This is a genomic window from Nocardioides sp. Z21_20 (assembly GCF_059766585.1).
Genome location: NZ_JCBAJX010000009.1, coordinates 117,381 through 129,512 on the forward strand (window position 1 = coordinate 117,381; position 12,132 = coordinate 129,512).

Below are 12,132 nucleotides of genomic sequence, written 5' to 3' on the forward strand. Positions count from 1 at the left end.
GATGGAGGTCTCCACGCACGGACTGGGCCGCGAGCTCTCCGAGGACGGCGTGCTCCACCTGCGCCTGCACCGTCCCGACAGCCTGAACGCGGTGACCACCGCGCTGCTCGAGGAGCTCGCCACCGCGCTCGGCGACGTCGGCGCACTCGGCAGCGGGCCGGGCGTCCGGGTGGTGCTGCTCTCCGGGGCCGGGCGCGGGTTCTGCTCGGGCGCCGACCTCTCCGGCACCGACGAGCCGGTGTCGGTCGAGGCCGCCAACGCGGCGGTGCGGGCGCTGCGCGACGCGCCGGTGCCGGTGGTGGCGGCGGTGCACGGCCCGGCCGCGGGGGTCGGCTGCTCGCTGGCGCTGGCCTGCGACCTGGTGGTGATGGGCGCCTCGGCGTACCTGATGCTCGCCTTCACCCGGATCGGGCTGATGCCCGACGGCGGCGCGACCGCGCTGGTGGCCGCCTCGGCCGGGCGGGCCCGGGCGCTGCGGATGGCGCTGCTGGCCGACCCGATCCCCGCCGCGGACGCGCTGGCGTGGGGCCTGGTGGCGAGCGTAAGCGACGACGACCGGCTGCTGGCCGACGCCACGTCGCTCGCCGCGCGGCTGGCGCACGGACCGACCCGCGCCTATGCGCTGACCAAGGCCGCCATCAACGCCAGCAGCCTCTCCGAGCTCGAGGGTGCGCTGGCGCGCGAGGCGGCCGGGCAGTCGGTGCTGGCCGGCACCGCCGACTTCGCCGAGGGCGTCACCGCCTTCCTGGAGCGGCGGGAGCCGGTGTTCGAGCGCTGAGCCAGCCCCGGCAGCGCTCAGCCCCGGTACCGCTCAGGACAGGCAGCGCTCCAGGAACTGTGCGGTGCGGGCCTGGGCCCGGCGCGTCATCTCCATGTCGTACGCCGTGAACCCGTGCCCGCAGTCGGGGTAGACCGCGAGCTCGGCCTCCCGCTCGTAGGCCGCCCACCGGCCGGCCAGGAAGAGCGTGTCGTCGAGCAGCTCGTCGGCGGTGCCCACGGTGAACAGGGCCGGCGGCATCTCGTGCAGGTCGGCGTAGAGCGGGGAGTACTCGCCGGTGCGCAGCTCCTCGGCGCTGCGGTCGGGGACGTAGAGCTCGAACGGCAGCGCGCCGAGCGCGTCGTCGGCCACCGCGGAGGGGACGGCTCCGCGCATGCTGGGGGTGCGGGTCAGGTCGTAGACGCCGTAGGACAGGTTCGCGCCGGCGACCTCGCCGACCCGCCCGAGGTCGCGCAGCCGGAGCAGCGCGCTCACCGCCAGCGTCGCGCCCGCCGACTCGCCGCCGATCAGCACCGGGCCCGGCCCGGTCTCGTCGAGCACGTCGAGGAGCACCGCGAGGCAGTCGTCGGGGCCGGCCGGGAAGGGATGCTCGGGCGCGAGCCGGTAGTCCACCGACACCACGCGGACGGCGTGGGTGCGGCACAGCCTCTCGTTGGAGAGGTCGTTCATCCGGGGGCTGCCGAGGAAGAACCCGCCACCGTGCACGTGCAGGTAGGTCCCCCGGGCCGGCGTCTCGGGCTCGAACACGCGACAGGGCACGCCGGCTCGCTCGACGTCGACCCCGTGCGGCGACTCCACCTCCGTGTGCCGGTAGGCCGCGCGCATCGCCAGCGCCCGCTCGAGCGGGTCGGTCAGCGGCGAGCGGTTCGCGGCGAAGTAGGCCTTCATCCGTTCGGCGACCTCGCGCGCCTCCGGTCGCAGCGTGTCGAGGTCGGCAGGCCACAGGGAGGTCATGGCTCGGAACCTAGCGGAGGCGGGCGACCGCGCGCAGCGAGTCCAGCACGTAGTCGGGGTCGAGCATCACCTGCTGCCAGCTGAACCGGAGCACGGTCCAGCCCGCCAGCACGAAGGCGGTGTAGCGCCAGCAATCGCGCTCGTGGGCATCCTTGCCGGTGTGGAACTCCCACGAGTCCGCCTCGAGGATGATCCGCCGCCCGGGATCCGCGAGGTCGGGGTGGAGCACCCTGCCCCCGGCGGTCACCGGCAGCTGCGGCACCACCGCCAGCCCCGCCTCGAGGGCCAGCGCGCGCAGCACCGACTCGAACGCGTTGGCCGCGCGGCCGTCGGCCGTCGCCGCCACCAGCCGCACGGCCGCCGCCCCCTTCCCACGCACCCGCTGCGCCGCCCGCACCAGGGAGGCCGCCTCGACGTCCCCGCTGCGCAGCGCCGAGTCGGCCACCGCCAGCGCCGGGCCGAACGGCAGCGCGCGGCCGCAGTCGAGGACCGTGCGCAGCTTGGACGTGACCAGCCCGCTCTCCTCGGCCAGGTCGGCGTAGTGCAGGTGGACGCCCCTTCTGCTCTTGCGGGCGGCGTTGCGGGGCACGGTGACCCAGGGCGTCGACGGACGGAACGCGAGCTGCCACTCGTGGGCCTGGGCCGCGCTGAGGTGGGACACCACACCGTGCAGCTCGGCGGCCTTGCGCAGCGCCCGGTCGATGTCCGGCAGCCCGTAGCGGTTGCGCGTCAGCCGCTTGATCTGCCCGCGCGCGACCGCCGTGCGCAGCCGACGGACCGTGGTCAACCGCAGCAGCCGGGCCCGGGTCGCCACGCCGCCGAGCCGGATCAGCGCGTCGACCGGGTCCAGGGCGGTGACCCACTCGCCCTCGATCGTCGACTCGGCGGTGCCGGACATGCGGCTCAGCCTGCCGGGAACCGGCCGTCGGCCGCTGGAGTCCTCCACAGGCGACCGTTCGGAAGGAAAACGCGAGGGCCTCCACGCCTGAGGCAGGCCCGAGGGCGTTGCGTTTTCCTTCTGAACGGTCGCTCCCGCCCACGGCGTAACCTGCGAAGGCCCCCGATCACCCGAGGAACCACCATCACCCCCGACTCCACCCGCCCCGACCACTCCCCCGAGCCCCAGCCCTGGCTGCTGACCTCCCTCGCGCTGCTCACCACCGTCACCGCGGTCGTCAGCAGCCTGGGCGCCCCGCTGGTGCCGGTGATCGCCGCGCAGCACGACGTCTCCCTGCACGACGCGCAGTGGACGCTGACCGCGACGATGCTGATGGGCGCGGTCTCCACGCCGGTCCTGGGCCGCCTCGGCAGCGGACGGCACCGGCGCCGGGTGGTGCTCGCCGGGCTGGGCGTGGTCCTGGTCGGCCTGCTGCTGGCGGCGCTGCCGCTGGGCTTCACCGCGCTGCTGGCCGGGCGGGCCCTGCAGGGGGTGGGCCTGGCGTTGACCCCGCTGGCGATCGCCGCCGCCCGCGACGGCATCCGCGGCCAGCGCCTGCCCGGCGCGATCGCGTTGCTGTCGGTGACCACGGTGGCGGGCGCGGGGCTGGGCTACCCGGTGACCGGCCTGGTGGCGCAGACCTGGGGCGTCTCCGGTGCGTTCTGGTTCGGGCTGGTCCTGTGCGCGCTGACGCTGGGCGCCGCGGTGGCATTCCTGCCCCCGGTCACCGACGCCGCCGCCACCGGCGTGGACTGGACCGGCGCGGTCCTGCTCGGCGCCGGCACCGCGGCGGTGCTGCTCTCGGTCAGCCAGGGCGGTACCTGGGGCTGGGCCTCATCGACCACGCTGGTGACCGCGCTGCTCGGCCTCGTCGCACTCGCCGGCTGGGTCGCGCACGCGCTGCGCACGCCGTACCCGCTGGTGGACCTGCGCCTGGCGCTGCGCCGCGGGGTGGTCGCCGCGCACGCGACCGGGCTGGCCGGCGGGGTGGGCATGTACATGCTGCTCACGCTGTCGGTGGTGCTGATGCAGGCCGACGGGTGGGGGCTCGGGCAGCCGGTGAGCGTGGCGGCGCTGGTGCTGGTGCCCTACTCGCTGATGAGCGTGCTGGGCAGCCGGGTCTCGCTGGTGATCGGGCGGCGAATCGCGCCGGAGCTGGTGCTGCCGCTGGGGTGTCTGCTCTACGTCGCGGCGGCGGCCGGGATGGCGCTGTGGCACGGCCACGTGTGGCTGGTGCTGGTCTGGATGGGGCTGGCCGGGCTGGGCAGCGGCGGCACCTTCGCCAGCATGCCCGGCGTGATCGTGCGCCAGGTCCCGCGCGAGGAGACCGCGAGCGCGCTGTCGTTCAACCAGGTGCTGCGCTACCTCGGGATGTCGGTGGGGACCACGCTCGGCGTCACGGTGATGGGGCTGTTCTCCGCCGGCGCGGAGCCCGACGAGCGCGGCATGGTCGCGGCGCTGCTGGCGGCCGCCGCCATCATGGCCGCGGCCGCCGCGGTGGCCCTCGCCCTGGCCCGCCCCCGCGACGCCGATCCCCGGGGCGCCGATCCCCGGGGCGCCGATCCCCGGGGAGCCGGCCCCGGAGAGGCCGGCGCCGGAGGGTTTGCGCTCAGAGGTTGAACAGCGGCTCGGTGCCGAGCTCGGCCTTGCCCAGGGTGACCAGGTGGACCTCGTCGGGGCCGTCGAAGATCCGCATCGCGCGGATCCAGCCGTAGAGCCCGGCCAGCACGGTCTCGTCGGAGACCCCGGCGGCGCCGTGGACCTGGATCGCCCGGTCGATCACCGAGAGCACGGCGCGGGGCACCGCGATCTTGGCGGCGGCGATCAGGTGCCGGGCGGCCTTGTTGCCCTCGGTGTCGATCACGTACGCCGCGCGGTGGCAGATCGCGCGAGCCTGCTCCAGCTCGATGCGCGACTCCGCGATCCGCTCGCGCACCCCGGACTGGTCGGCGAGCGGCTTACCGAACGCGACCCGCTCCTGGGAGCGCTTGACCATCAGCGCCAGCGCCCGCTCCCCCGCACCCAGGGCGCGCATCACGTGGTGGATGCGGCCCGGGCCGAGGCGCATCTGCGCGGCCGCGAACCCGCCGCCCTCCTCGCCGAGGATGTTCGCGACCGGCACCCGGACGTCGGTGAACTCGACGATGCTGTGCCCGTGCTGGTCCTGGTGGCCCATCACCGGCAGCGAGCGCTGGATGTCCACGCCCGGGGTGTCGACGGGCACGATCACCATCGACTGCTGGCGGTGCCGCGCGGCCTCGGGGTCGGTCTTGCCCATCACGATCAGCACCTTGCAGCGCGGGTCGGCGGCCCCGGAGATCCACCACTTGCGCCCGTTGATCACGTACTCGTCGCCGTCGCGCTCGATGCGGGTCTCGATGTTCGTCGCGTCCGAGGATGCCACCCCCGGCTCGGTCATCGCGAACGCCGAGCGGATCTCGCCGTTCAGCAGCGGGGTGAGCCACTGCTCCTGCTGTTCGGGGGTGCCGATCAGGTGCAACAGCTCCATGTTGCCGGTGTCGGGCGCCTGGCAGTTGATCGCCTCCGGGGCGATCTCGATGGACCAGCCGGACAGCTCCGCGATCGGCGCGTACTCCAGCACCGACAGCCCCGACTCCGCGGGCAGGAACAGGTTCCACAGCCCCCGCTCGCGGGCCTTGGCCTTCAGCTCCTCGACCACCGGCGGCAGGGTGTGATCGTCGGGGCCGGCGGCGCGCCGATACTCGTCGTACGACGCCTCGGCCGGCAGCACCTCCTCGGCCACGAAGCGGCGCATCTCCTCGAACAGCCGCTGGGCCTTCTCCGAGGGGGCCGGGTAGGCCGGGTACATCGCGGAGGTCAGCATCAGATGTCCGTGATCCGCACGCCGGCGTGCGCCTTGTAGCGGCGGTTCACCGAGATCAGGTTGCAGGTCAGCGCCTCGACCTGGTGGGCGTTGCGCAGCCGGCCGCCGAAGATGCCGCGCATCCCGGGGATCACGTCGACCAGCGCCTGCACGGTGTCGGTGGCCTCGCGGTCGTCGCCGAGCACCAGCACGTCGGTGTCCATCGAGGTCACCTCGGGGTCCTCCAGCAGCACCGCGCTGACGTGGTGGAACGCGGCGGTGACGATCGAGTCCGGCAGCAGCGCGCGGGCCTGCATCGCCGCGGAGCCCTCCTCGACCGGCAGCGCGAACGCGCCCTGCTTGTCGAAGCCCATCGGGTTCACGCAGTCGACGACGATCTTGCCGGCCAGCGCGGGCGCGAGCTCCTTGAGCAGGTCGCCGTGGCCGTCCCACGGGACCGCCACGATCACGATGTCGCCGGCCGCTGCGGCGCCGGCGTTGTCGGCGCCGGTGACGGTCCCGCCGACCGCCTCGACCAGGGTGGCCGCGGTCGACTCGGCGCGCTCGGCGCTGCGGCTGCCGATCACCACCGGGACTCCGGCGGCGGCGAAGCGGCGGGCCAGTCCGCGCCCCTGCGGCCCGGTGCCACCGAGCACGGCGATCGTCTTGCCGGCCAGCTTCTCGTCGATCGTCACGTTGCCTACTCCTAGGGTCAGGCCGCGTCCGGGACGCGGTCGTCGGGGGTCGCGCCCGGGGGCGCCGCCCTCACACTAATGACGAGCGGCCTGTCCGGGGCGTCCGCGTCCGCTCGGCGGCACGTCGGCGGCTGTGCGGCACCGGGTCAGGCGTGCAGGAGGTCCCGGAACCGGGCGATGTAGTCGTCGACCGCCTTGGCCGCGGCGGGGCTGAAGATGCCCATCTCGGCGAACCCGTGGATCAGCCCGTCGTAGCGCACCTGCTGCACCGGTACGCCGTCCGCGGCGAGCTTCGCGGCGTACGCCTCGCCCTCGTCGCGCAGCGGGTCGAACTCGGCGGTGACCACGACCGCCGGCGGCAGCCCGGCCAGCGACGGCGCGCGCAGCGGGGAGAGTCGCGGGTCCGCGGCGTCGGTGCCGGGGCTGGCGTAGTGCATGCCGAACCACCCCATGGTGGCGGCGTCGAGGAAGTAACCCTCGGCGTTCTCCACCCGCGAGGGGTACTCGCCGACCAGGTCGGTGACGGGGTAGATCAGCAGCTGGGCGGTGATCCGCTCGGGAAGGGCCTGCGCGGCGATCGCGGCGAGGTTGCCGCCGGCGCTGTCCCCGGCGACGCCGAGGCGCTCGTCACCGCCGAGGTCGGCGAGGTGGTCGGCCACCCAGGTGACCGCGGCCAGCGCGTCCTCGGGAGCGGCAGGGAAGGCGTGCTCGGGCGCCAGGCGGTAGTCCACGGCGACCACGACGGCGTCCGCGTCGCGCGCGATCCGCCGACAGCTCGGGTCGTGGCTCTCGAGGTCGCCGATGACGAAGCCGCCGCCGTGCAGGTAGGCCACCGTCGGGCGCGGCCCCTGGCCCGCGGGACGGTAGACGCGGGCCCCGATGTCGCCGGCCGGACCGGGGATGGTGATGTCCTCGACCGAGGCCATCACGATGACGCCCTCCTGCGCGGCCGACATCGAGGCCAGCGCACCGAAGGCGGCACGCGCCTCCTGCGGGGTGCCCTCGTGCATCGGGGGCTGTCCGGCGGACTCCATCATTTCCAACAGGGCGCCGAGCGCGGGGTCCAGAGGCATGGCGACAACGTAACGGACATCACAGCCACATGGAGCCCAACGCCACGCCGGCGAGCGCGATCAGCCAGCTGGCGAAGCTGCCGATGAGGAAGTACTCGGTCACGTCGCTGGGTCCGGGCAGCTCGCGCCCCGCCCGCTCCGACTCCTTGAGCTCGGGGAAGCGCAGCAGAGCCTTGGCGGCCGCGACCAGCGCTGCGCCGGTCAGCTCGCCGGACAGCCCGAGCCCGACGATCAGCAGCCGCTCCATCGGCCCCAGCACGCGTCCGCCACGGAGCCTCTTCTCGTGGTCACCAGCCGGCACACCGACCACGTCCAGGAGCAGCCGAACAGCGATGTTGGCCGTGGACACCTGCACGAGCAGCACACCGCACACCAGCAGTAGCCGGTCGGGGTCGACGCCGGCGAGCGCCGTCGCATCAAGCGCGGCGTGCAACCCATCGGCATCACCGCCCCGAGGTCCGGTGACGACGAGCCCGGCGAGCCCTGCGCCCAACGAGAGGTACGACGCAGCGACCCATCCGCGACGACCGGTCCCTCCCTGCGTGGTTACGACCGACGAGGCGACGATCCATCCGCACAGGCCGGCACCCCCGAGCAACCAACCGAGCGCTCCGCTTCCCGCGGGCGCGACCAGCGCGGCTCCCCCACCCAGGAGCCCGAGGCCGATCAGGCACAGCAGCAGCCGGCGCGCCCCGCTTGTCGCGTCGCCGGCGGCCCGCAGCAGATCGCACAGTCCGACGACGACCAGCCACAGCGCGAGGGCAGTCACAGAGCGTCTCCGAGCATCGTCTGTGCCTCCTTCACCGCCTGAATCCCCCGCGCGAACTGCTGGGAGACCGCCGACTTGCTGATCCCCTCCGCAGCCGCGATGTCGCGCTGCGTCGCACCCTCCAAGGAGAGCAGAAGCATCCGACATCCCCGTGCGCTGAGGCGGTCGACGAGCTGGTCACGGCAGAGAAGGAACGCGTTGGCGAGCACGGGGTCGGGGCCGGGCGACTCCTCGAGCGGCGCGTGGCTCGCGTCGTACCACGTGCGCGCGGAGCGTCGCCGCGGCCGAGCCAACTCGTCGATCGCCTGACGAGCGCTCCACCAGGCAGGACCGTCCTGAAGCATCGGGCGGCGGTCGGCGTCGAACACCTCTCGGCGACCGACGCCGAGACCACAGCGCGAGTCGACGTGCGGCAGCAGGTGCAGCCGCACGAGGAGCGCGGCCAACGCCGCGTCCGCGAAGGAGCCGAAGGCCCCCTGGAACTCGTCGCCGACCGTGGGCTCGAGTCGATCCAGCGGCGGGACCACCTCCGCCACCCGGGCAAGTGCTTCGACCAGTGCACCTTGGGCCGACGCCCGCGCGGTGACCGACCGGGACGCCACCAGATCACCGATCAGTGTGAAGGTCATGTCTGAACTTGCCATGAGTTCATGTTAGACCTGAACAGTGTCAGGGTGAAGAACACAACTGAACTATCGGTGCCCGGTTGGCGTACGAGCGCGACTGGGCGGGCGATCCCTGATGTTGTCGGGCGAAGTTTCGGCCGACAAGGTCAGCGTTCCCCGGCCGACCGGGGAAACCGCCGCGCCCCGACCGCGTTGCGACCACTCCCCCCGGGTACCGGCCCGCCCATGGAGACCCCCGCGCAGCCCCTGGTGGCAGACCTGATCGTCGAACGCCTGCGCCGCTGGGGGGTGACCCGGCTCTTCGGGTACTCCGGCGATGGGATCAACTCGTTCATGGGCGCCCTGCGTCGCGCCGACGGGAACCCGCAGCTGGTGCAGGCCCGGCACGAGGAGAACGCCGCGCTGATGGCGGTCGGTCACGCCAAGTACACCGGCGAGGTCGGGGTCGTCACCAGCACCCAGGGGCCGGGCGCGGTGCACCTGCTCAACGGCCTGTACGACGCGAAGCTCGACCACGTGCCGGTGGTGGCGATCGTCGGCCAGCAGCAGACCACGACGCTGGGCTCGGAGTACCAGCAGGAGATCGATCTGCAGTCGGTGTTCAAGGACGTGGCCGCGCAGTTCCTGCAGATGGTGCTCTCGGCCGAGCAGGCGCCGATGGTGCTCGACCGCGCGTTCCGTACGGCGCTGGCGACGCGCTCGCCCTGCGTGGTGATCGTGCCCCACGACGTACAGAAGGAGCCGGCGCCCGAGGAGCTGCCCCAGGAGCACGGCGTGATGGTCACCGCGCCCGGGTGGCGCCGCCCGCACGTCACGCCGTACGACGACGCGCTGCGAGAGGCCGCGGAGGTTCTCAACGCGGGCGAGCGGGTCGCGCTGCTGGTCGGCCAGGGGGTGCGCGACGCCGGTGACCGGGTCCGCGCGGTGGCCGAGCGGCTGGGGGCGGGGGTGACCACCAGCCTGCTCGGGAAGCCGTGGTGGGACGAGTCGCTGCCCTACTCCTGCGGGGTGATGGGCCACCTCGGCACCACTGCGTCGGCGCGGCTGATGGAGGAGTGCGACACGCTGCTGATCATCGGCAGCAACGACCCGTGGACCGAGTACTACCCGCCGCCCGGGCAGGCGCGCGCCGTCCAGATCGACCTGGACGGGCGCCACCTCGGCAACCGCTACCCGATCGAGGTGGGGCTGACCGGCGACGCCACCGACACCCTCGACAAGCTGCTGCCGCTGCTGGAGGAGCGCCGCGACTCCTCGTGGCGCGAGCGGGTGGAGAAGGTGGTCGGCGAGTGGCACGCGCTGGCGGCCGAGCGGGCCGCGATGCCGGCCGAGCCGCTGAGCCCCGAGGCGGTGGTGCGCGGCCTCAACGAGCACCTGCCCGGTGACGCCCAGGTCAGCGTCGACGTCGGCTCGATCACCTACTGGTACGCGCGTCACCTGCGGCTGCCGCCCGGGGTCCAGGCCCACCTCTCCTCGACGCTCGCCACGCTCGGCTCCGCCCTGCCGTACGGCGTCGCGGCCAAGCTCGCCGAACCGGATCGGCCGGTGGTCGCGATGCTCGGTGACGGGGCGATGCAGATGAACGGGGTGGCCGAGCTGATCACCGTCTCGCACCTGTGGCGCGAGTGGCGCGACCCGCGGTTCGTGGTGCTGGTGCTGAACAACCGCGACCTGGCCGAGGTCACCTGGGAGCAGCGCGAGATGGAGGGTGACCCCCGCTTCGACGACAGCCAGACGCTGCCGGCCTTCCCCTACGCGCAGTACGCCGAGCTGCTCGGCCTGGGCGGGATCCGCATCGACTCCCCCGACCAGATCCACGACGCCTGGCAGCGCGCGCTGGCCGCGGACCGGCCGACGCTGATCGAGGCGGTCGTCGACGCCGACGTGCCGCTGCTGCCACCGTTCCCCGCCGGCGAGCAGAAGCTGGAGAGCTTCCGCCGCGGACTGGACCAGGAGGGCGCATCCGGGGTCCACGCCCGCGAGCTGCTCGACCGACAGGCCGCCCAGGAGAGCTCAGGAGACTGAGCGCCCACGCCGGACACCCGGCGCGGCTGCCGGCTCCGGTCACGACTGAGCGCGAAAGTAAAATCCTCCGCGAACTTGTGACAGTCAACCCCAAAATGGCGTAGCTTCGTCCTCGAAGTCGCCCGCGGACCCGAGACCGCGGGCGACTTCTTCAATTTCCGGGGATCGGTCGTTGAACGCCACCGGCCCGGCCCGGCGCGGCCCTTCGCCCGCGGTGCGAGCCCCCGCCCGCCGTACGTCTCGCCCGCGGCCAGCCGCCCCCGCCGCGCCCGCGCCGTCCGCATCCCGGTCACCCCCGGGGCACTGGCCACACGGAACCCGCACTTCCCACGTGTTCCATCACGTGGGAAGTGCGGGTTTCACGAGGTAACTCGTGAAAGCCGCACCAACCTCGCCACCCGCCCCAGCCCCACCGGCCAACCACCGCCCTCGCCTATCCTCGTCCTACCGAAGCACAGGACGAGGAGCGCACGATGACGTGGTTGGTGACAGGCGGAGCGGGCTACATCGGCTCCCACGTGGTGCGAGCGCTGCTCGAGGCGGGCCTGCGGCCGGTGGTCATCGACGACCTCTCCACCGGCTTCGCGTCGTTCGTGCCTGAGGGCGTGCCGCTGGTGAAGGCGACGCTGCTCGACGAGAAGGCGATCGCCGCGACCATCGCCGAGCACGACGTCGAGGGCGTCATCCACGTCGCCGGCTTCAAGTACGCCGGGGTGTCGGTCCAGCGACCGCTGCACACCTACGAGCAGAACGTCACCGCGACCGTGTTGCTGCTGCGCGCCATGCAGGAGGCCGGCGTCGACAAGATCGTCTTCTCCTCCAGCGCTGCGACGTACGGCGCGACGGACTCCGACCTGGTCACCGAGCAGACGCCGACGCGCCCCGCGTCCCCCTACGGCGAGACCAAGCTGATCGGTGAGTGGCTGCTCCGCGACGCCGAGGTGGCGCACGGCCTGCACCACACGTCGTTGCGCTACTTCAACGTGGTCGGCTCGGCGTCCGACGACCTCTTCGACGCCAGCCCGCACAACCTGTTCCCGCTGGTGTTCGACGCGCTCTACCGCGGGGACACGCCACGCATCAACGGCGACGACTACGACACCCCCGACGGCACCTGCGTGCGCGACTACATCCACGTCGCCGACCTCGCGCTCTCGCACGTGGCGGCGGCCCGTCGACTCTCGGCGGGTGAGCCCCTCGAGCCGGTCTACAACCTCGGCAGCGGCGACGGCAGCTCGGTGCGTCAGATCATGGACACCATCCGCGAGGTCACCGGCATCGACTTCGAGCCGCAGATCCACCCGCGCCGTCCCGGCGACCCCGACCGGATCGTGGCCAGCGGCGAGCTCGCGGCGCGCGACCTGGCCTGGGAGATGCGCCACGACCTGCGCCAGATGGTCGCCAGCGCCTGGGCGGCACGGCAGGCCGCCGGAGACGCCTACCCGCGCTGA

Annotated in this window: 11 protein-coding genes; 4 read left to right on the forward strand and 7 right to left on the reverse strand. The window is 73.3% G+C overall.

The window, feature by feature from the left end; genetic code table 11:
- Nucleotide 1 precedes the first annotated feature (1 nt).
- Entirely contained in the window at nt 2-778 is a 777-nt protein-coding gene (locus tag AC6EH9_RS14745) for an enoyl-CoA hydratase (protein WP_498424168.1), read from the forward strand.
- A 33-nt stretch (nt 779-811) separates the two neighbouring features.
- Here the strand turns inward: AC6EH9_RS14745 and AC6EH9_RS14750 are convergent, their stop codons facing one another.
- Together AC6EH9_RS14750 and AC6EH9_RS14755 are read right to left on the reverse strand one after the other, a co-directional pair.
- Nucleotides 812-1,732 carry an alpha/beta hydrolase gene (locus AC6EH9_RS14750; RefSeq protein WP_498424169.1) on the reverse strand — a complete coding sequence of 307 codons (921 nt, stop codon included), beginning with the start codon at nt 1,730-1,732 and terminating at the stop codon, nt 812-814.
- Nucleotides 1,733-1,742: 10 nt separating this feature from the next.
- On the reverse strand, nt 1,743-2,630 hold the full coding sequence (locus AC6EH9_RS14755; protein WP_498424171.1) for a DUF559 domain-containing protein: 888 nt from the start codon (nt 2,628-2,630) through the stop codon (nt 1,743-1,745).
- Nucleotides 2,631-2,882: 252 nt separating this feature from the next.
- Between AC6EH9_RS14755 and AC6EH9_RS14760 the strand changes: the two genes are divergently transcribed.
- Nucleotides 2,883-4,289, forward strand: a complete 1,407-nt coding sequence (locus AC6EH9_RS14760) for an MFS transporter (RefSeq protein WP_498424208.1) — start codon at nt 2,883-2,885, stop codon at nt 4,287-4,289.
- Here the strand turns inward: AC6EH9_RS14760 and AC6EH9_RS14765 are convergent.
- From AC6EH9_RS14765 to AC6EH9_RS14785, 5 genes are all read right to left on the reverse strand, one after another.
- Nucleotides 4,279-5,514 (reverse strand): acyl-CoA dehydrogenase family protein, encoded by a 1,236-nt coding sequence (locus AC6EH9_RS14765; protein WP_498424172.1) that lies wholly within the window; start codon nt 5,512-5,514, stop codon nt 4,279-4,281. The two genes, AC6EH9_RS14760 and AC6EH9_RS14765, sit on opposite strands and share 11 nt — an antisense overlap.
- Nucleotides 5,514-6,188, reverse strand: a complete 675-nt coding sequence (gene npdG, locus AC6EH9_RS14770) for an NADPH-dependent F420 reductase (RefSeq protein WP_498424173.1) — start codon at nt 6,186-6,188, stop codon at nt 5,514-5,516. Before npdG ends, AC6EH9_RS14765 begins: the two co-directional genes overlap by 1 nt.
- A gap of 146 nt (nt 6,189-6,334) precedes the next feature.
- Nucleotides 6,335-7,261, reverse strand: a complete 927-nt coding sequence (lipP1, locus tag AC6EH9_RS14775; protein ID WP_498424174.1) for a LipP1 family hormone-sensitive lipase — start codon at nt 7,259-7,261, stop codon at nt 6,335-6,337.
- A 19-nt stretch (nt 7,262-7,280) separates the two neighbouring features.
- The gene (locus tag AC6EH9_RS14780; protein ID WP_498424175.1) at nt 7,281-8,030 is read right to left on the reverse strand and encodes a hypothetical protein; all 750 of its coding nucleotides are present in this window, start codon (nt 8,028-8,030) and stop codon (nt 7,281-7,283) included.
- Nucleotides 8,027-8,674 carry a SatD family protein gene (locus AC6EH9_RS14785; protein WP_498424176.1) on the reverse strand — a complete coding sequence of 216 codons (648 nt, stop codon included), beginning with the start codon at nt 8,672-8,674 and terminating at the stop codon, nt 8,027-8,029. The genes AC6EH9_RS14780 and AC6EH9_RS14785 overlap by 4 nt, the downstream gene beginning before the upstream one ends.
- 207 nt (nt 8,675-8,881) lie before the next feature.
- Between AC6EH9_RS14785 and AC6EH9_RS14790 the strand changes: the two genes are divergently transcribed.
- Together AC6EH9_RS14790 and galE are read left to right on the forward strand one after the other, a co-directional pair.
- Nucleotides 8,882-10,681: a thiamine pyrophosphate-requiring protein gene (locus AC6EH9_RS14790; RefSeq protein WP_498424178.1), complete on the forward strand. Its 1,800-nt coding sequence runs from the start codon at nt 8,882-8,884 to the stop codon at nt 10,679-10,681.
- Between the two features lie 473 nt (nt 10,682-11,154).
- Nucleotides 11,155-12,132 carry a UDP-glucose 4-epimerase GalE gene (galE, locus tag AC6EH9_RS14795; RefSeq protein ID WP_498424179.1) on the forward strand — a complete coding sequence of 326 codons (978 nt, stop codon included), beginning with the start codon at nt 11,155-11,157 and terminating at the stop codon, nt 12,130-12,132.